The organism is Citricoccus sp. (assembly GCF_032154715.1).
In the GTDB taxonomy this organism is placed as follows: domain Bacteria; phylum Actinomycetota; class Actinomycetes; order Actinomycetales; family Micrococcaceae; genus Citricoccus.
In genome coordinates this window covers 22,454-41,353 of the sequence record NZ_JALDXU010000021.1, presented here as the reverse complement: position 1 = coordinate 41,353, position 18,900 = coordinate 22,454, and the positions used below count along the sequence as shown (strand labels likewise).

Genomic DNA, 18,900 nt, shown 5'->3' with positions numbered 1-18,900 from the left:
CCCCACGACCCGAGGGGTTCTGGCTCGACCCGGCTCGGCGCGTGGTGTCCTCGTCCGGCTCGTCCCGCGTCTTCGACCCCGAGGCCTTTTCCCCTCCCCTGTCCTTCGTGGAGCGACTGGCCGGCACCGGCGCGCCCGTGGGCGTGAAGCTCGGGCCGGCGTTGCCGCACGACTCCGTGCCGGACGGTTGCGAGGCGCAGTGGGTGTCCGTGGATGGATCCCTGACCGAGGCGGTGCTGTGGTTCAACGCGCTGGCCCGACCGGGAGTCCGCCGGGCGGCGCTGGTCTTGGGGGACGGCTCTGTGGTGACCGGCGGTGATGGTGCGCCGTCAGCAGGGGGCGCGCTGCCGGCGTCGGACACTGAGAGTGGCAGGTCTCCGGCTGAACTGACCTCCGCCGCGGACTTCGGCGACTCCCCCGCGGTGCCCGTGGCGGGGCTCGAGGGACTGGCGGACTACCTCTACGAGCCCGGTCCGGCGGTGATCCGCGCCGGCCTCGTCGCAGACCTGATCGAGCGCGAGTTCACCGGCGTCGACGGACGGCTGCTCGACGAGCACATCGCGTATTTCTGCGCCGATGATGCCGTGGATACTCCCTTCGCGACGGGGTATCGGGTCCTGGCGGTCATGCCGTACAAGGTCAAGGGCCTGCGGCGCTGGGTCAAGGAGACCGGGGTAGTGCGGCTGGACATCAAGAAGCGCGGCATGGATGTCACGCCCGAGGAACTCCGACGCCTGCTCATGTCCGGCCAGGGCCAGTCGGCCAAGGGCAAGGGCGGCAGGGGCGCGGGCCGCCACGCCACCCTGGTGTTGACGCGCATCGGCGAGGCGCGAGTGGCCGTCGAGGTCGAACCCCTGCCGTGACAACCGGCGCTGAGTCGTCACTTACCGCGGCGAATCACCGGCCAATCGACACAGGATCTGACCACCCACGGGGACTGTGGTGCGCGGAGGCTCACAGCCCGGATTCGCGTGAGGCGAAAGACCGCCGCAGGTCTCTGTCGAAGGTGTCCCAACCTCCACGGGTGAAGACCTGCTTCGTCACCCTCAGGACGATCCACCCGTCGAACTGCATCCTCCGATCACGGTGGATGTCCCGGTCCCACTGCTGTGCGTCACTGCGATGGTGATCCCCCTCGTACTGGACACAGATCTTGACGTCTTCCCACACCAGATCCGGAGGGACCCGCTCTCCGGTGGACAGGACAACCTCCGAGTTGACCACGGGCTCGGGGAATCCGGCGTCGACGATGCGGATCCGCAGCCGGCTCTCCTGTGGTGAGTCCGCACCCTCCCGCAGCAGTTCCACTGCCTGACGCGCACGTCTGATCCCCTTCACCTTCGTCCGTTTGGCGATGACATCCTGGATGTTCTGGATCGACGACAGCGGATGCATACCCGGCTCGCGCTGGGCCGTCGGCCCGTCACTGCTCTGCAGGAGGCTGTCTCCCGCAGCCACCAGATGCTCCAGACTCAGGTCCGTTCCAGCGAGTTGCACCCACGTCCAGGCTGGCCCGGTCACACGAACGCCCGTGACGCGCCGGATGACGGCGTCCGTGGGGAGCAGATGCCCTTGGACCCGCTTGCGACGAGGTCGCGGTCCGGCTTGGCGAGCCTTGGCCACGTGGACCGGATCGAAGGGAGTGCACCACGGGGGCAGCCACATCCCCCAGACAGCCGCGGCAGTCTCATGGGTGAATACGCCCAGGCCGTGGATATCCTGCAACGCCGCGAGGTGCGCCAGGTCATCGTGCGGGATGGATGACTGCCGACGGATGCCTCGGCTGACCACCTCAAGGTCAGGATGCCGCAGGTGCTGTGCTTTCAAGCCCTCGGCGAGCGCCTGTTGCGTCGAGAAGACTGACGGAACCTGGTCGGGCAGCGGACGCTTCTGAGGAGGCATGGTGCCAGCATGATGAGCCGTCGCGTTTCACGCGGATCATGCGGAATGAAATGTGGACGCACGGACGCAACCGGACAGCAGTGGAGTACTGAGCTATGGAGTCGTGAGTGCGGCGAAGTGGGGCTCCACCGCACCATGAGTGGTCAGGTCTCGTGCCGAAACGCCCCGTGACCGCCACGGCAACTGACCACTCACCGCACGAGATCTCCTCCAGACCCGCTGGGTGGTCAGTTGGTGCGCCGGTCCGCCCTGTGACCGCCACGATAACTGACCACCCAAGGACCAGGAGGGCTCAGTAGTAGACGGCCAGGCGGCTCTCCGGTCCCTGGATCACCTTCACCGGGGTGGAGAACACCCGCGTCAGGACCTCATCGGTGACGATCTGAGAGGGCGTGCCGAACTCGGTGACCTTGCCGTCGTTCATGGCGAGGATCCAGTCGGCGTAACGGGAGGCGAAGTTGATGTCATGCAGCACGATCACCACGGTGCGCCCCAGCTCGTCAGCCGCACGGCGCAGCTGCTTCATCATCTGGACGGAGTGCTGCATGTCCAGGTTGTTCAGCGGCTCGTCCAGCAGCACGTAGTCGGTGTTCTGGGCCAGCACCATGGCCACGTAGGCGCGCTGGCGCTGGCCGCCGGAGAGCTGGTCCAGGTAGCGGTTCTCCAGCTGGTCCAGGTGGAGGAAGTCGATGGCCTCGGAGATGTACTTCTCGTCCTCCGCTGTCAGCCGGCCCTTGGAGTAGGGGAACCGCCCGAAGCCCACCAGCTGCCGCACGGTCAGCCGGGTCACGAAGTGGTTCTCCTGGCGCAGGATGGACAGGATCTTGGCCACGGCCTTGGAGGGGGCGTTGACGATGTCCTGCCCGGCCACCTGGATCTGCCCGGCATCCACCTTGAGCAGCCGCCCGATCATGGTGAGGATGGTGGATTTGCCGGCACCGTTGGGGCCGACCAAGGCGGTGATGCCGCCCTGGGGCAACTCCACGGTGACGGGCCCGATCTGGGTCTCGTCCCCGTAGCTCTTCTGAACGCCGTCGAGTGTGATCACAGTCGGCCCTTTCGCATGATGACAATGAGGAACACGAGGCCGCCTACCAGTTCGATGATGATGGTCACGGCACCTTCCGCGTAGAAGATGTTCCGGAGGACAAAGTAGGCCACGGACAGGATCGTGTAGCCGATCAGCACGGCCACGGGCAGGATGAGCCGGTGGTCGTAGGTGTCCGTGAACTGATAGGCCAGCGTCGCCACGAGGAAGCCGAGGAACGTCATCGGCCCCACGAGGGAGGTGGTCATGGCCATGAGGATGGCCACCAGGGTCAGCACGATCATGGTCTCGCGCCGGTGGTTCAGCCCCAGGTTGTTGGTGGCGTCCTGACCCAGCGACATCACGTTCAGCCGCCGCGCCCGGATGAACAGCACCGAGGCGCACACCACCACGATCGGGATGGCGTACGGCAGGTACTCGGTCTGGGCGTTGGAGATGTTGCCGAACAGCCGGGCGGTCAGCACGTCGAACTCGTTGGGGTCCAGCACGCGCTGCATGAACGTGGACAGCGCGCCCAGCCCACCACCGAGCACCACGCCCACGAGCAGCATGATGTGCATGTTGCCGAAGCGCCCGGAGAGCAACCACGAGTACAGCAGCACGGCGAAGACCACCATGAGCCCGGCCTGCAGGAAGAACTGCGGCAGCCCGACCACCATGGTCACGCCGGCCACACCGAAGAAGAACACCGCGGCGGTCTGCACCAGCGTGTACAGGGATTCGAAGCCCATGATCGAGGGGGTGATGATGCGGTTGTTCGTGGCGGTCTGGAAGCTCACCGTCGCCACGGCCTGGCACACGGCGACCACCAGCATCACCACGATCGACTCCACGCGGAGCTGCGCGATGATCCAGAAGCCCTCGGACCCGGGCGGCATGGGGTTGTCCCACGCGAGGTTCCCGTAGGTCGCCAGCGCCGCGAGCGCCAGCAGCCCGCCCACCAGCCAGAGGTAGCGCCGGCGGAGCTTCGGCTCCCCGAACGGCCCGGACTGGCGCTTCGGCCGGTTCCGCTGCGCTGCATCTCGGGGCACGACGCCGGCCGGGGCCTCGGCCTGTTCGGTCATGGTCTCAGACATGCTTCCGCCTCCTGACGAGCAGACCAATGAAGACGACGGCGCCCACCACCCCGAGGATCAGGGAGACGGGGACCTCGAAGGGCATGATGACCACGCGTCCGATGATGTCGCACACCATGACCACCCAGATGCCCACGAGGCAGACCCAGGGCAGGTTGGTGCGCAGGTTGTCCCCGCGGAACATGGAGACCACGTTGGGCACGATCAGCCCGAGGAAGGGCAGGGCGCCGATGACCACGGTGACCACGCCGGTGACGATCGCGATCATGGAGACGCCGGTCAACAAGACCACGTTGTAGTTCAGGCCCACGTTGGTGGCGATGTCCTTGCCGAGGCCGGCGACGGTGAACCGGTCGGCCAGGATGAAGATGAGGATGCCGACGGCCAGGACGATGAAGAGCAGCTCGTACCGGCCGCGCACCACCCCGGTGAAGGAGCCGGCGAACCAGATGCCCAGTTGCTGGAGCATGTCCGTCTGCAGGGCGAGGTAGGTGGAGACCGCTCCGACCACGGCGCCGAGCATGATGCCGATGATGGGCACGATCAGCGAGGACTTCAGCGTCACCCGCTGCAGGAAGAGGAAGAAGACCATGGTGCCGACGAAGGCGAAGAGGATCGAGCCGAGCATGCGGTCGAAGATCGTGGCCTGGGGAACCAGCAGCATGGTCACGAGCAGCCCGAGGCCGGCCCACTCGGTGGTGCCCGTCGTGGTCGGCTCCACGAAGCGGTTCTGGGTCATCAGCTGCATGACGAGCCCGGACATGGCCATGGCCGCGCCGGCGAGCACCAGGGCGATGGTCCGCGGGACACGGGTGATGAAGAACATCTCCCAGCCGCCCTCGGCGGTGGCGATGTCGTAGACGCCGACGAACAGCGAGGCCACGACCAGCCCCAGGGTCAGGACTACCCCGATGAGCAGCGGCCCCGCGGTGCGCCACGGGTGCCGGCCGGTTCCGCCGGTCTCCGGGGGCAGCCCGTCATGGCCGCCCGGGTGGACGGTCTGGTAGTCGGCTCCCAGCGGGGCCGTCTGGGCCTCCGGGTTCCGGTGTTCGTATGGTGCTGTCACTGGTGTCCCTGTCGGGGTCGGCCGGAGGTGGCGTTCCCTCGTCCTGCCGCGGCGGTCGGTTGGCCCCGCGGCGTTTCACGGCTCAGCCCGGATGCGTCGGGTGGGCGGGTGAACCCATCCGTCACATCCGGGCCGAATGGTGGTGAATCAATCGCTGACGTGGCAGTTACCAGACCACGCCACCGGAGATCACGCGCCGAAGGCCTCGGCGAGTTCGGTGAGGAAGGTGGTGTAGTTCTGGATGTCCTCGTGCACGTAGAAGTCCTCCGGCAGGTAGACGATGTTGCCTTCCTTGATGGCGGTGACGTTCTGCAGTGCCTCGGAGCCTTCGAGCAGCTCCGCTGCGGGCTGGTAGCCGTCGGCCTCGGCGTCGGAGGTGGCGGCATCGCGGTCCATGACCAGGAGCCAGTCCGGGTTGGCCTCGGCGATGGCCTCCACGGAGATGTCATCCCCCTGGTGGTTGGTGGAGCCCTCGCGCTCCAGAGCAGGGGTCAGCCCGAGCATGTCGAACACGGGGCCGATGGCACGGCCGGTCGAGGGAGCGGCGTAGGAGAGGTCCCCGCCGGTGGCGATGAGCCCGACGACGGTCTGCTCGGCATCGTAGGCGCCCTGGGCGTCCTCGATGGCGGCGTCGAAGTCGGCGATCAGGGCCTCGGCCTCGGCCTGCTGGGCGAAGATGTCCCCCAGGAGGGTGGTCTGGCGGCGCAACTCGTCCTCGAGCGGCTCATCCTCCACCAGGTTGGTGTCCACGAAGGCCGCGTCACCGATCAGCGGCATGATCGCCTCGGTCTGGCCGGAGAAGCGCTGGCCGTTGAGGACCAGGTCCGGCTCGGCCTCGACGAACCCCTCCAGGTTGGGCTCGCGGTGGTTGCCGAGATCGATGATCGAGTCATCGGACGGGTAGTCCACCGTTCCCTCGAACATCAGGCCCAGCGGGGCGGCGGACAGTTCCACACCCCAGTCCTCGAGGGTGCGGAAGATGCGGTTGTCCGTGGCGATGATCGAGTCGGCGGACTCGATGGTCACCTGATTTCCGGCCATGTCCTCGATCTCCAGCGGGAAGGACTGCGCTTCCGCGCTGGTGCCGGCCGAGCTCGAGGCGCTCGAGGAGGCGGAGGCCGAGCCGTCGGTGGTCTCGGCTTCAGAGCCGCCACCGCAGGCGGTCAGGGCGAGGGCGGCAGTGGTCACCAGGGCGGCCAGGCCGAGGCGTCGATGAGTGGTCTGCATGCGAGTGGGACTCCTTGGGAAGTGCAGTGCTGCGAGTTCGGACGCGGCGGAGACATCCCCGTCCCCGGCGCCGAGCGTTTGGTAAGCCTTACCTTAGACGAATAGGTCACGCACATGGTCGCTTATTGCGGCTACATGTCGCGATGTGATGTAGCTCTCACTCAGCACCCGGTGCCGGCGGGCCATTCCCCCACCTCGACGGGCAGCGCCCCGGGCGCCTCGGCCTCGCCGGTCATGACGGCCACCAAGGCCTCGAAGGCCCCGGGAGTGCGGCCGTACAGTGCCACCATGGCGCCCCCGTCGGACACCGGGGACTGGGCCAAGCCGAACGGCGCGTCCAGGGCGACCACCACATCTCCCTGCGCGGACCCGCGAGCGCTGCCGACGAGGGACACCACGGGGCCGGCGCCCACCGTGAGCCCGGCGGCCTCCGCGGCCTCGGCCAGCCGGGCCCGGTCGATCTCGTTGCCGCCGATGATCTGCAGGGAGTCCTCCACCAGCGGTGCACCACAGACGCCGTCCACCACGGTGATGGCCGCCGCGGACAGGTCCCGGGAGACCTGCTCCGGCTCGGCCTCCGGCCCGTTCTCGGCCCCCGTCCCCATCCCGGTCCCGTCTCCGCTCCCGGTCGCGACGCCGGCCTGTTCCTTCTCCTCGACCGTCGCCTCCTCGAGTTCCTGTGCCAGGCGATCCCGCCACAGCAGCATGGTCACCACCCGTTCGGCGGCCTCGTCCAGGCGCTCGGCCGGGACCTCACCGGTGTCCACCGCCTCGACCAGGGCATCCCGGGCCCCTGGCAGGTCGGAGGGCATCAGCAACAGGTCGGCGCCGGCCTCCAGCGCCCGGACCGGGGCCTCGTTCGCGCCGTAGCGTTCCACGAGGGCGCCCATGTTCAGGGCATCCGTCACCACGACGCCGTCATACGGTTCGGCGTCCGGGCCCGCCAGGCCACGCAGCGCCTCATAGGCGGGGGCGGACACCGAGGAGGGAACCTCCGGCTCCAGCTCGGGCACGATCACGTGCCCCATCATCACCACCGGGGTGTACTGTTCCTCGCCGGCCAACAGCTCCCGGAACGGCAGCCAGTCGCGGGATTCCAGGTCCGCCACGGAGGCGTCCTGCACGGGGGCCGTCACGTGGGAGTCGTCCGTGACGGAGCCATGGCCGGGGAAGTGCTTCGGCGCCGGCAGCACCCCGGCGTCCAGCAGCCCGGCGGTGGCGGCGGTACCGAGGGCGGCGACGGTCTCCGGGTCGGAGGAGAAGGACCGGGCCCCGATGGCCGGGTCCCCGGCGCCGATCGTCACGTCCACGCTCGGCGCGAAGTCCAGGGTGAAACCGAGTTCCGCCAGTTGGGCTCCCATCAGGGCGTGACCGTCGGCGGCGAGCTGGGCGGCGTCGCCCTCGGCCGCACTCTCGCCCTTGGCGTCGGCACCCTCAGCACCTGCCATCCCGGCGGCCGCGGCGCCGTAGCTCATCGGCGTCGGCCACTCCACCAGCGGCTCCTTGATCCGGGCCACGAGTCCGCCCTCCTGGTCCACGCTGATGATCCCGCTCCAGTCCCGGTTCGCGCTCAGCGCCTCCTGGGTCTCGGCCAGTCGCGACTGGAGGGCCTCCACGTCATGCACCCCGTCCGCGGCCACCGGGACGGCGTCTCCCATGACGATGATCCCGCCCAGGTTCAGTTCCGCGATCGAGGCCGGGTCGGTTCCCGCCGCTCCGAGCTGTCCGACCAGGACCTGCCCGGCCTTCTCCGCGGTGTCCATGCCGGCGACGGCATCAGCCGCGGCCTCCTCCACGTCCTCCGCAGGTCCGTCCAGCGCGAGCTCCAGGGCGCTCGGAGCGGGTTCATCCGCTCCCCCGGCACCCCCGGTGCCGCCCGTGCTGGGGCCGGGGGCCGGCGTCGTGCCCTCTCCGCTGCCGCTGGGACCTGTGGGCGCGGTGCAGGACGTGAGCGCCAGGGCCGCGGCCAGGACAGCGGTCAGGACAGCCAAGGGGGCAACGGCGGGCGGGCGCGGGCGGGAGGAGATCTTCACCTGACCATCGTAGGGACCGCTGTGGCCGGCGCGACACGGGCCGGACGGAGGCAGACCACGGGATAGGCCTGCCTCGGTTTTAGGATGAGCCCATGAACCTTCCCTTCGCACGGTCCGAACAGTCCACCCTGGGCCTCGAATGGGAGCTGGCCCTGGTGGACGCCACCGACGGCACGCTGAAGCCGGTCGCGGACCAGGTGCTGGCCGGCGTCGCGGACCAGGCGGAGCTGCACCTCGGGCAGGAGCACCCGCACGTCAAGCCGGAGCTGCTGCTGAACACGGTGGAGCTCGTCACGGACGTGTGTCACTCGGTGTCCGAGGGGATCGGCCAGCTGCGCGGCTCGGCCCGCGCCGTCCGGCAGGTCACCGATCCCATGGGTGTGGAGCTGTACTGCCAGGGTTCACACCCCTTCGCGGAGCCCACGCTGGAGCAGGTCACCCCGGCGGACCGCTACGGCAAGATGATCGACCGGACGCAGTGGTGGGGCCGGCAGATGCTGATCTACGGGGTGCACGTGCATGTGGGGTTGGATGACGTGCGCAAGGCCATGCCCGTGGTGGACGGGCTCGTGAACTACGTGCCGCACTTCTTGGCCCTCTCCGCCTCGAGCCCGTTCTGGGCCGGCGTGGACACCGGCTACCAGTCCCAGCGGACCCTGATGTTCCAGCAGCTGCCCACCGCCGGGCTGCCGTTCCAGTTCCGTGAGTGGTCCGGGTTCGAGCAGTGCGTCGCGGACCTGACGAAGACCGGCGTGATCGACGACGTCACCGAGTGCCGCTGGGACGTGCGCGCCGTGCCACGGCTGGGCACCGTGGAGATGCGGGTGTGCGACGGGGTGGCCACCCTCGAGGAGCTTGCCGCCATCGCCGCCCTGACCCAGTGCCTGGTTCAGGACTTCTCCGACACCCTCGAGGCCGGCGGCACGATTCCCACCATGCCGCCCTGGCACGTGCAGGAGAACAAGTGGCGCGCCGCCCGCTACGGCCAGGACGCCATCATCATCCTGGACGCGCACGGCGAGGAGACCTTGGTGGCCGACCATCTGCGGGATGAACTCGTGCGGCTGGCGCCGGTGGCCGAGCGGCTGGACTGCGCGGCCGAGCTCGCCGGCGTGGAGGACCTCCTCGCCGGCGGCGGTGCGGCGGCGCACCAGCGCCGGGTCGCCACGGCGGTAGCGGGGGCAGCCGGGCACAATACCGGGCACGACGCCGGCGCTCCCCTCCGCGCGGTCGTCCAGGACGCGGTGGCCCGGACGCGGGTGTCGATCGGGAGCTGAGGCGTCAGCACCCGGAACACCGGTCAGCGGCGCTGCCCGGAGGTCTGGGGTGCCAGCAGCTGGAGCAACGTGATCAGCAGACCGGAGGTCTGTGCCGGGACGAGTCTCACCATGTCGCCGGAGGTTTTGGCGTCATCACCGCCACCACCGCTCTGCGGCCGCGCCAGGACCTGATTGCCCCAGCGACCGGCGTTGAGACCCATGAGGACCTCGCCCCCGGACGTGGTGTCCGCCCCGTCCACCCCGTCCGCGCTGCCGGTCGTCAGGGTCCACAGCAGCCACGGCTCGCCCCAGAGCTCCTGCCAGCGTGGATCAACCGACAGCTCCGGAGGCAAGGGCAGATGTGGGTCCAGGGTCCGCCGCAACAACAGGTCCCGGGACACTGCCTCGATGCCGAGACGGCGGGAGTCCGAGGGGCCCAACGCCGCAGAGCGGATCACCAACTCCGCGGAACGTTCGGCGGGGTACAGCCCGAGCAGCAATTCATCCGGCTCACCCCGCACCGGACGGGCGTGAGCCACGGCGGCCACCAGCCCACGGCTCCGGTGCAACTCCAGGGCACGGTGGCGGCCGTGACGGCTGTGGATGGTCAGCGTGGACACCTGCTCGGCTCCCTGGAGGACCCCGGCGACCACGGCGGCGCGATCCGTCAGCCGTCGGGTGGCGGCATCGGCCAGCCCGGCCTCCACGACGGACCGGGCCCGATCATCCTGGAACCGTCCCCAGGGCTCTCCGGGTGGGTGCTCGGCCAGGAAGGCCAGGGCGGTCGGGGGCAGATCGAGCATCGAGGTTCCGGCCCAGGCGCCCGCGGTGCTGAACCGCTGGCGAGAACCCGGATGGCCGGCGTCGGGCCCGGACTCCGCGGCTTCCTCGGTTGAGCCCTCGCCTGCTGGGCTGCGTCCCACCGTGACCACGGTCTGGGGCGAGGGATGCTCCGCGTCCAGGGCCGGCACCCAACCGGCCGGGATGGCGCCGGCCATCGAATCCAGGGGCATCTCGAGGAGGGGAAGGTCCGCCACGGCGCAGAGTGCGGTGGCGTCCAGGTCAGGGGCATCCTCCAGGGGATCGAAGCCCTCCGGCAGCCTGGCCAGGACGGACCACAGCAGCCAGCGGGTCTCCACGGTGGGCCGGCCCGCCAGGGACGGCACCAGACGCTGGAATCTGAGGCCGAACCAGTCGCCACCCGACCAGCGGTCCATGCCGACGGGCACGCCCCGCGCCGGTGCGGGGCCCTTGCTGGCGCCGAACCGCGGTGATGCCGGGGTGGAGTCGGTGCGGGGGTCGTGCACCTCAGAGCCCGCGGGGAGGTCGGCGTTGGTGTTCCAGCGCCGGACGGTGAACACCGGGGTGGTCCGGTCGGGTCCCGGCAGCGGCATCAGCAGCAGGTCAGCGCCGGGCAGGAACGCCGGGGACCATCCGGCGGGCACCGGCAGGGTGGGCGTCAGCGCGGGCGAGGCAGCGGACATCTCAGTCGACCTCGAATTCGCCGGTCTCCGGGTTGTACCGATCCTGCATCTCATCCAGGTCCCAGGAGTCATCACCGGCCTCGTTCACAATGAACTCCGTCAGCCCGGTGGCCACGTAGGTCACCGCGATACCCAGAATGGTTCCCCCGGGGCCCAGCACCGCCGTGAGTACGGCCGAGCCGGCGCCCGTGGCGATCTGCACCCCGTCCACGATCAGGGACTCCGTGGCGTACTTCTGCACGATGTCCTGGTACTCGGACTCTGACAGCAGCGGGGCGGCGGTGGAGAGGTTCTGACCATAACGGTTGACGCTCACGCCGGTGCCGATCAGCTGCACGATCGCCGTGGCCCAGCCACCGATCACGCCCTTGCCCAGCGTGGATTCCGTCAGCTTGCCCAGCGAATTCAGGCCGAACTTGGACGCCATCTCCGCCACGGTCTGGGTGGTCTCGCCATCGAAGGACAGATCTACCTGCCGCCAGTCCGTGTTCTCATTCATGACCGCCAGGATGGCCGCATTGAGGTTCGGGTCCATGGGGGAGCCGGTGCGGACCAGCTCCCCGTTGGGACCATAGGACCACTGCACGCCGTTGGCGTCCACGTAGTCGAAGGGAAGATCGTCATACTGGGCGAAGACCTCTTCGGCAATGGCCAGCAGGTCCGCCTCGGAGAGGTCGGCATCCCCGAAAATGTGGCTCTGGGCCAGCGCCTCGGCCAGCTCTTCCGGCGTCTCGTACTGAGTCAGTGATTCCGTGCGGTGGGAGAAGTTCATCTCCCCCAGCGCGTCCATGTCCACGCCGTCGATCGTGCTCGCCAGATCTCGCCGGGCCGCATTGAGGTGGTCGATGACCCAGACGGGTCCGTTGGCCTCCTTGCCATCCCGGACACCGCGCATCGCGTCGACCTTCTCCCAGTAGCTCATGCCGTATCTGGTCATGAACTCCTCGTCGGTCAGGCTCGAGTGGTCGGACTCGACCTTGCGGTACGTCTCCATCCACCCCTCGGCCCAGGTGTCATAGTCCACCTTCATGTCGTCGAAGTCCTGGACGGAGGCCTTGTACACCTGCACCGCGCCGGAGAACACCGCGCCGGCGTTCTTGATGGCCTGCAGCTTCTCTGCCACGGGGGTCATGGCCGCGAAGACCGCGTCCTGGTCGGCTCCGCCGTAGACCTCGCGGAATTCGTTCCACTTCGTCACGGCCTGCATCAGGTGCGTGAAGGTCTCCTGGCAATTCTCGGCCAGGTTGTCCGCGGCGTTGGCCGCCGACGAGATGTTGCCGGTGTCGATCGCCCAGGAACACACCCCGTCCCAGTAGCGCGAGGTGTGGTTCTCCTGGGAGACGTCCATGATCCACTCAACGTCGTCGAACTTGGTCATGGTTCAGCCCTGGCTTCCGTAGGCGGCTTCATAGGGATTGGAGATGTACTGCTCTCCGCCCAGCGGATCGTTCGGGTCCGGGTAGCTGGGCATGGGAGAGGGCTCCGGGCTCGAGCCGCCCGACTGGTCCGGGGAGTCCGAGGGGGACGGGATGCCGCTGGTGGAGGTCCCGTCCCCGGAGCGGTATTCCGGGAAGTCGGACGTGGCCCCCGAGGCTTCGTAGGCCATGGCGGCGTCCCCGGAGACGTAGTAGTTGACCGCCTCCTCCATGGCATTGATGCAGTTGGTCAGCTCCCGCATCACGCGATCGTAGGTCGGCTCCAGCTTCTCCTCCAGGAAGTAGTAGTAGGCCTGGTCCACCTTCTCGGCGTCCGACTGGGTGTTCGCGCTCTCCTCCGCCGCATAGGTGTGGCGGTCGACCATCATCAGGTCGTCGTTGACCCACTGGAAGTCGTTACTGGCATCCACAATCCCGCGCAGTTCGGTGATCACACGCTGGCATCCGTGCACGTCGATCCAGTACTCGGTCACAATCGTCCCCTTCGAGGCCAGGGGCCCTGCCGGCCCGCTGCGATGAGCTTATCCACCTGCCAACGCCACCGCGATGGGGACAACTCCCCATCCCCCCGACCACGCTTGACGTTCAGTCGAGTTGGCGTCGGTCCTGAGCGCAAACACCCACGCGAAGTGGACTCACAGGACGGTGAGGCGTTTCAGGCCACGAGCGAGACACTCTCCACCGGCTGTCCGGGATCCGCGGCGAAGTCCAGACCGGACGGCTCCACCCCGTCGGCCACGAGCTGCGCCCCCAGTGCCGCGACCATGGCCCCGTTGTCCGTGCACAGCCGCACGGGCGGCACCGTCAGCCCGATTCCGGCGGCCTCGCACCGCTCGGCCAGCAGCGAGCGCAGCCGCGAGTTGGCGGCCACTCCCCCGCCGAGCAGCAGGTGCCGGATCCCGTGTTCGGTGCAGGCGCGGACGGCCTTGGCGGTGATCACGTCCGCGACCGCCTCCTGGAATGATGCGGCGATGTCCGGCGTCGGGATCTGGTCCTCCGGCACCCCGGCCGCCTCGAACTGCTCGACGCACCGGGCCACGGCGGTCTTCAGGCCGGAGAAGGACCAGTTGTGGCGGTGCTGGCCCGGCTCCTCCGCGCTGCCGACGAACTTCGGCGCGCTGAGCCCGCGCGGGAAGCGGAAGGCCTTCGGATCACCCTGTTGCGCCAGCCGGTCGATCACGGGCCCGCCCGGGTAGCCGGCGCCGAGGAGCCGGGCGACCTTGTCATAGGCCTCCCCCGCGGCGTCATCGATGGTGGAGCCGAGCAACGTGACGTCCGTGGTCAGGCGGTTGACCTGCAGGATCTCGGTGTGCCCGCCGGAGACCAGCAGGGCACCGAGGTTCTCGGGCAGCGGAGCGGCGGTGCGGTCCGCGGCCGGCCCGCGGCCCGGTCTCCCCTCCCCGAGCACGACGGCGGCCGGCCCGGTGCCGCTCTCGGCCACCCCGTCCAGCAGTCCGACCCCGACGTGGGCCACCAGGTGGTTGATGCCGTAAAGCGGCTTGTCCGCGGCGAGCGCAAGGGCCTTCGCCCCGGCCACTCCGACCATGAGGGCCCCGGCGAGGCCGGGGCCGGAGGTCACCGCGATGGCGTCGATCTCCTCCAGCGTGACGCCGGCGGTGTCCAGGGCCTGCTGCAGGGTGGGGATGAACTCCTCGAGGTGGGCCCGGGCTGCGATCTCGGGGATGACCCCACCGAAGCGGACGTGCTCCTCCATCGAGGAGGCCACGGCGTTGGCGAGCAACTCGGTCCCCCGCACGATGCCGAATCCGGTCTCATCGCAGGAGGTCTCGATCCCGAGGACGAGGGGAGCGGCAGGAACATCAGCGGAGGCGTCAGGATTCGGGGCTTCAACCGTGGAGGGCATGCCCACCATTCTAGGTACCCCTGGCGGGGCGGCCGATCGGCCCGGGCGCCTCAGCGACGTGGAACCGGGTGCCACTCGAGGTCGGTGGTTGCCCTTCCGGCCCCGAGAGCAGCGCTCGGATCGGCGAGGACGTCTGTGAACTCCACGACCGCCGGGAAGATCATCTCGGGGGACGCGGACCAGGTGCCGCAGGGCGAGAGCACGTGCCAGTCGCCGTCCGCCTCGGCCGGGGCCAGCACGGAGCCGACGCTGGCGAGGATCTGGCCTCCACCGGCGTGGAGCACGTCGGCGATCAGGCCGCTGACGCGCACGGTGCCGGCGCCGGAGACGACCGCGTCCTCGAGCACGCCGGTCACCTCCACGGTCACGCCGGCGGGAACCTCCAGCAGGCCGGAGACCGAGCCGGTGAGGGTGGTCGACTCGGCCGGGGTCCCGTCCAGGACGGTCACGCCCCCCAGGGGGGTCTCGGCAGAGTTCCACATGCTGTCCACGCTAGGCAGCCTGGCCTCAGGCGGCGATGGGCAGGCCTACCCCTTGACGGTTTACCTCACTGCTGCTAAGGGACGCGGTCTTCGGGTCATGCGGGGCCGACCGCGTCGTCGGCGTCCGAACCATCCGCCCAACCGTCGAAACCCTCCGCGAGATCGTCCCGGCCGCCGCGACCATGGCGGTCCACGGCCCAGGAGGCGTAGTCGTTCAGCGCCACGATCTCGCGGTGCCAGGCTCGCCCGTCCTCCCGTTCATACAGCCACGCCGGTGCCCCGAGGGCGAGAACGGAGGCCGCCATCTGCGCCTGGGCCACGGTCTCGGCCAGCGAATACAGCTCGTGGACGCGGCGACGGTAGCGCTGGGTCCGGCGGGACAGGGCGAGTTCGCCGGAGCTGGACTCCCGCGCGGACCGGTCCGAGAGGGCCTCGGCCAGCTCCAGCAGGATCTCGTCCACGGCGTCCACCACGGAGTGCGGGCCACGGTGGTCCGCACGGTACTGGCCGGCGATGTCCTGCCACGTCTCCGTGGTGCCGTCCGGGAGAACGTCCGGGAGGTCATCGCGGGCGGGAAGGTCGTGCACCGTGGGCTCCTGGGGATACTCGGTCCGAGTGCGGTTCATACCCACTGACATGCGCAGAAACCCGGGCCCAGGCGTCGGTTCTGCCCCGTCACCGGTGCGGGTGCTCGGCGAACTCGGAGAACTCAGACGGGGTGTGCAGGCGGTGACCCAGGTCCCGCACGGTTCCCGGGGTGCCCGTCACGGTGCGGGGCACCGCCACCACCGACGCCGGCTCGGCCACCTTCGCCACCTGCCGCACCCAGGCCTGGGTATCGGCATGCTTGCGCGAGGAATCGATCGCCAGCACCAGGTGCATGGGCGCGTACCGGAGCAGTCCCTCGGCCAGATGCGCCGTGTCGGATCCGTCGCCGAGCCCGTAGCAGACCACGGGTGCCCCGGCCCGTCCCCCATTGAGGACGCCGGCCGCCGACCACGTGTGGTGGCCGGTCCGCTCGGCGGCCTCCACGGCGTCGTCGAGCAGGCCCGCGAACACGAGTCGGATGCGGCGCGGCGTTGAGGAGTTGCCGGGCGCGTCCGAGTGCGGGGTGCCGTGCAGGGTGTCCGGGAGGTCCGGCGGTGCGGCAGCGTGGTCCAGCATCTCGTGCAGGTGGGGATCCTCGGTGGAGAACAGGGGGACGGCGGCGGCAGGACGGTGTCCGGCAGCACCCGGCTCCGTACTGGCCCCGGGGCCGGGTTCGGCGCTCCGTGGCGTACTCGGGTCGGCCCCGGCATCGCCGCCGTCCATGAGCAGGCCGTAGGCCGCGTTGAGTCCGGGTCCGCCCTGCAGTGCCGTCGTCGGGATCGGTCCGGGGCCCCAGCCGGGGATCTCCTGAACCGTGTCCGGATTGACGGCGCCCACGGAACCGGTGCGCGTGTGCGCGCGACCGGACTGGCCGGCGTCGGGACCACGCGGAGGAGCGCTCAGGGGACTGCTCAGCACGCCGTCCGCTTCGCCGCGCCGAAGGCCGGCTCCCGGCGCGGCGATGCGCCCGGAGATCGAGCCGGCGGCCGCACCGTCGCCTCCGGTGCTCGGCCGGGCGGCACTGCCTCCCGGCCTCGGGTCGCCATCCTTCGGGGCCTCCGGGCCGTCGTCGTGCCCGACGTTGCGGCCGACGCGCGTGCGCCCGTCCTTCGGGGAGGAGAATCCGCGGGACCGTGTCCGGTTCTGGCCGGGTTCCTGCGGCGGGTGAGCGTCCGCGCGGTAGGTGACGCGGTCCTCGCCGCCGCCCTCCTCGCGGATGCTGAAGATGGAGTAGGTGGTGCCGGGCCTGAAGTGCAGTTCGGCCTCGTGCTCGAGCTCCTCGAGGGAGTCGGCGAAGACGGACTTATGCCAGCGCACGTTCGCCACCCACTGTCGCAGCCGTCCTCACCTGGAGGCCGGGCTGGGAGGAGGCCTCGGTGTAGGACAGCACGGCCACCTCCACGGACCAGGAGTCGAGCTTGCGGGCCAGGTCGGCGCGGAGGGACTCGCCGCACACGAGCACGGGCTGCTCGCCCTCGGCCACACGGCCGGCCACGGCGGTGCGCACGCCGTCCGCGAGCCGGTTGAAGACCTCGAGGGAACCGGTGATGGAGGAGCCGTCCGGGCCGGTGCGCAGGCCCTCGAGCAGGCCTTGCTCGAAGACCGGGTCGAGGGTGATGGCCGTCAGCACGCCGTCCACGCTGGCGCGTTCGGCGATGACCGGGGCGAGGGCCAGTCGGCAGGCCTCGACCAGGTGCTCGATCAGCTTGGAGGTGCCGGCACGCTGGGCGATCGTCTCAAGGATGCGGGGCAGGTCATTGATGGGCACACCCTCGGCGAGCAGGCCCTGCAGCACCTGGTGGACGGTCGAGGCGGGCACCAACCCGGGCACCACGTCCTCCACGGTCTCCGGAGAATCGGCGGCGACGGCGTCCAGCATGGTCTGGACGTCCGCGCGGGACAACAGCCGGGCGGCGTGACGCTCCAGCACCGAGGCCAGTTGCGTGGTGACCACGGTGGTGCGGTCGAACACCGCGGAGCCGGCCATCTCGGCGATGGTGCGCATCTCCTCGGGGATCCACTTGCCGTCCAGGCCGAAGACCGCCTCGCGGGTGGGGGCGCCGGGCAGGGCGGCGAGGTCGCCGCCGAGGGCGAGCAGCCGCCGGGCGGGGGCCTGCCCCTCGGCGGCGGTGGTGCCGGCGATGAGGATGCGGTAGGCGCCGGCGGGCAGCTCCACGTTGTCCCGGGTGCGGACCTGCGGGATGACGACCCCCAGGGACAGGGCCATCTGTTCGCGCACGCCTCGGATGCGGGCCACCAGGTCATCCGGGGAGCCGTTGGCCAGGTCCACGATGTCCGTGGCGAGGTGCACCTCCACCGGGGAGGTCCGCATGCGCTGGATCAGGTCCTGGCCCGGGTCCTTGACCGGTTGCCGGGCTGCGTCCCCGGCGGCCTTGGCGCTCTCGGCCTCCTCCGCCTCCTTGGCCCGTGCCTTGCCCGCGGCGCGGCCGGCCAGGACGAGGGCGACCCCGAGCAGCAGGAACGTCAACAGCGGCATCCCAGGGATCAGTCCCATGGCGATCGCGGCGACGCCGGCCACCACGAGCGGCGTGGAGAACTGGGAGAGCTGCTTGGTGGTGGCGGTGCCCAGGTCCTCGTCCGCCGTGGAACGGGTGACGATCATGCCGGTGGCGGTGGCCATCAGCACGGACGGGATGATGGTGACCAGGCCGTCGCCGATGGACAGCAGCGCGTAGGTCTCCAGCGCCTCCATGGCATCCATGCCGTGCATCATCATGCCGACCACCACGCCGCCGACGAGGTTGATGACCAGGATGATGATGCCCGCGATGGCATCGCCCTTGACGAACTTGGAGGCTCCGTCCATGGCGCCGTAGAAGTCAGCCTCGGCGGTGACCTCGCCGCGGCGGGTGCGGGCCTGGTCCTCGGTGATGAGGCCGGCGGCGAGGTCCGCGTCGATGGCCATCTGCTTGCCGGGCATGGCATCCAGGGTGAAGCGGGCGCCGACCTCGGAGACGCGTTCGGCGCCCTTGGTGATCACCACGAACTGGATGATCACCAAGATCAGGAACACCACGAAGCCGATGACCATGTTGCCGCCCACGGCCACCTGGCCGAAGGCGTCGATCACCTGACCGGCGTGGGCCTCCCCCAGTACCAGTCGGGTCGAGGCCACGTTGATGCCCAGCCGCAGCATGGTGGCGGCCAGCAGCAGCGAGGGGAAGATCGAGAAGTCCAGCGGCTTCCTGACGAACATGGTGTTCAGCAGGATCACCAGCGACAGTGAGATGGACACGACGATCAGCAGGTCCAGCAGGGGTGCCGGAACCGGGACGATCAGCAGCAGCACGATCAACACGAAGCCGATGGGCATGGCCAGCGGTTTGAGCTTCGCCAGTGTCACGGAGGCGGCCTTCCTTCGGTCCGGTGGTGTGTGCGGTGGTGCTCGCATGCGGTCATTCGCGCGGTGCGTGC

The 18,900-nt window shown here is 69.6% G+C and carries 15 protein-coding genes and 1 pseudogene; 2 read left to right on the top strand and 14 right to left on the bottom strand.

Going from position 1 to position 18,900, the window contains the following annotated elements; genetic code table 11:
* Positions 1-863, top strand: a pseudogene (locus tag RUH65_RS05795) (SAM-dependent methyltransferase); the annotation flags it as partial.
* 91 nt (positions 864-954) lie between these two features.
* Here the strand turns inward: RUH65_RS05795 and RUH65_RS05790 are convergent.
* From RUH65_RS05790 to RUH65_RS05765, 6 genes are all read right to left on the bottom strand, one after another.
* On the bottom strand, positions 955-1,902 hold the full coding sequence (locus tag RUH65_RS05790) for a hypothetical protein (protein ID WP_313816322.1): 948 nt from the start codon (positions 1,900-1,902) through the stop codon (positions 955-957).
* A gap of 292 nt (positions 1,903-2,194) precedes the next feature.
* A complete protein-coding gene (locus RUH65_RS05785) occupies positions 2,195-2,950 on the bottom strand; it encodes an ATP-binding cassette domain-containing protein (RefSeq protein ID WP_313816321.1) in 756 nt (251 codons plus the stop codon).
* The gene (locus RUH65_RS05780; protein WP_313816320.1) at positions 2,947-4,026 is read right to left on the bottom strand and encodes an iron chelate uptake ABC transporter family permease subunit; all 1,080 of its coding nucleotides are present in this window, start codon (positions 4,024-4,026) and stop codon (positions 2,947-2,949) included. Before RUH65_RS05780 ends, RUH65_RS05785 begins: the two co-directional genes overlap by 4 nt.
* On the bottom strand, positions 4,019-4,999 hold the full coding sequence (locus RUH65_RS05775) for an iron chelate uptake ABC transporter family permease subunit (RefSeq protein ID WP_313816323.1): 981 nt from the start codon (positions 4,997-4,999) through the stop codon (positions 4,019-4,021). Before RUH65_RS05775 ends, RUH65_RS05780 begins: the two co-directional genes overlap by 8 nt.
* A 282-nt stretch (positions 5,000-5,281) precedes the next feature.
* Positions 5,282-6,319, bottom strand: a complete 1,038-nt coding sequence (locus RUH65_RS05770) for an ABC transporter substrate-binding protein (protein WP_313816319.1) — start codon at positions 6,317-6,319, stop codon at positions 5,282-5,284.
* Positions 6,320-6,480: 161 nt separating this feature from the next.
* Complete coding sequence (locus RUH65_RS05765) at positions 6,481-8,352, bottom strand: glycoside hydrolase family 3 N-terminal domain-containing protein (RefSeq protein ID WP_313816318.1); 1,872 nt, start codon at positions 8,350-8,352, stop codon at positions 6,481-6,483.
* Between the two features lie 92 nt (positions 8,353-8,444).
* Here RUH65_RS05765 and RUH65_RS05760 point away from each other — a divergent pair, with 92 nt between their 5' ends.
* Complete coding sequence (locus tag RUH65_RS05760; protein ID WP_313816317.1) at positions 8,445-9,629, top strand: glutamate--cysteine ligase; 1,185 nt, start codon at positions 8,445-8,447, stop codon at positions 9,627-9,629.
* Positions 9,630-9,652: 23 nt separating this feature from the next.
* Here RUH65_RS05760 and RUH65_RS05755 read toward each other — a convergent pair whose 3' ends face one another.
* The 8 genes from RUH65_RS05755 to RUH65_RS05720 form a co-directional block, all read right to left on the bottom strand.
* The gene (locus RUH65_RS05755; RefSeq protein WP_313816316.1) at positions 9,653-11,095 is read right to left on the bottom strand and encodes a hypothetical protein; all 1,443 of its coding nucleotides are present in this window, start codon (positions 11,093-11,095) and stop codon (positions 9,653-9,655) included.
* A gap of 1 nt (position 11,096) precedes the next feature.
* Entirely contained in the window at positions 11,097-12,473 is a 1,377-nt protein-coding gene (locus tag RUH65_RS05750) for a hypothetical protein (RefSeq protein ID WP_313816315.1), read from the bottom strand.
* A 3-nt stretch (positions 12,474-12,476) separates the two neighbouring features.
* Positions 12,477-13,004, bottom strand: a complete 528-nt coding sequence (locus tag RUH65_RS05745; protein WP_313816314.1) for a DUF6507 family protein — start codon at positions 13,002-13,004, stop codon at positions 12,477-12,479.
* Between the two features lie 182 nt (positions 13,005-13,186).
* Complete coding sequence (gene tsaD / locus RUH65_RS05740) at positions 13,187-14,395, bottom strand: tRNA (adenosine(37)-N6)-threonylcarbamoyltransferase complex transferase subunit TsaD (RefSeq protein ID WP_313816313.1); 1,209 nt, start codon at positions 14,393-14,395, stop codon at positions 13,187-13,189.
* Positions 14,396-14,445: 50 nt separating this feature from the next.
* Complete coding sequence (locus RUH65_RS05735) at positions 14,446-14,877, bottom strand: hypothetical protein (protein WP_313816312.1); 432 nt, start codon at positions 14,875-14,877, stop codon at positions 14,446-14,448.
* A 95-nt stretch (positions 14,878-14,972) separates the two neighbouring features.
* Entirely contained in the window at positions 14,973-15,503 is a 531-nt protein-coding gene (locus RUH65_RS05730) for a hypothetical protein (protein WP_313816311.1), read from the bottom strand.
* 49 nt (positions 15,504-15,552) lie between these two features.
* Entirely contained in the window at positions 15,553-16,791 is a 1,239-nt protein-coding gene (locus tag RUH65_RS05725) for a hypothetical protein (protein ID WP_313816310.1), read from the bottom strand.
* Positions 16,769-18,829, bottom strand: a complete 2,061-nt coding sequence (locus RUH65_RS05720; protein WP_313816309.1) for a flagellar biosynthesis protein FlhA — start codon at positions 18,827-18,829, stop codon at positions 16,769-16,771. Before RUH65_RS05720 ends, RUH65_RS05725 begins: the two co-directional genes overlap by 23 nt.
* Between the last annotated feature and the right edge of the window lie 71 nt (positions 18,830-18,900).

What these genes read in the sequence shown, in the direction of transcription:
- RUH65_RS05790 (WP_313816322.1), bottom strand. Translation starts at nt 1,902, where the DNA reads ATGCCTCCTCAGAAGCGTCCGCTGCCCGACCAGGTTCCGTCAGTCTTC.
- RUH65_RS05780 (WP_313816320.1), bottom strand. Translation starts at nt 4,026, where the DNA reads ATGTCTGAGACCATGACCGAACAGGCCGAGGCCCCGGCCGGCGTCGTG.
- RUH65_RS05770 (WP_313816319.1), bottom strand. Translation starts at nt 6,319, where the DNA reads ATGCAGACCACTCATCGACGCCTCGGCCTGGCCGCCCTGGTGACCACT.
- RUH65_RS05760 (WP_313816317.1), top strand. Translation starts at nt 8,445, where the DNA reads ATGAACCTTCCCTTCGCACGGTCCGAACAGTCCACCCTGGGCCTCGAA.
- RUH65_RS05755 (WP_313816316.1), bottom strand. Translation starts at nt 11,095, where the DNA reads ATGTCCGCTGCCTCGCCCGCGCTGACGCCCACCCTGCCGGTGCCCGCC.
- RUH65_RS05750 (WP_313816315.1), bottom strand. Translation starts at nt 12,473, where the DNA reads ATGACCAAGTTCGACGACGTTGAGTGGATCATGGACGTCTCCCAGGAG.
- tsaD (WP_313816313.1), bottom strand. Translation starts at nt 14,395, where the DNA reads ATGCCCTCCACGGTTGAAGCCCCGAATCCTGACGCCTCCGCTGATGTT.
- RUH65_RS05735 (WP_313816312.1), bottom strand. Translation starts at nt 14,877, where the DNA reads ATGTGGAACTCTGCCGAGACCCCCCTGGGGGGCGTGACCGTCCTGGAC.
- RUH65_RS05730 (WP_313816311.1), bottom strand. Translation starts at nt 15,503, where the DNA reads ATGAACCGCACTCGGACCGAGTATCCCCAGGAGCCCACGGTGCACGAC.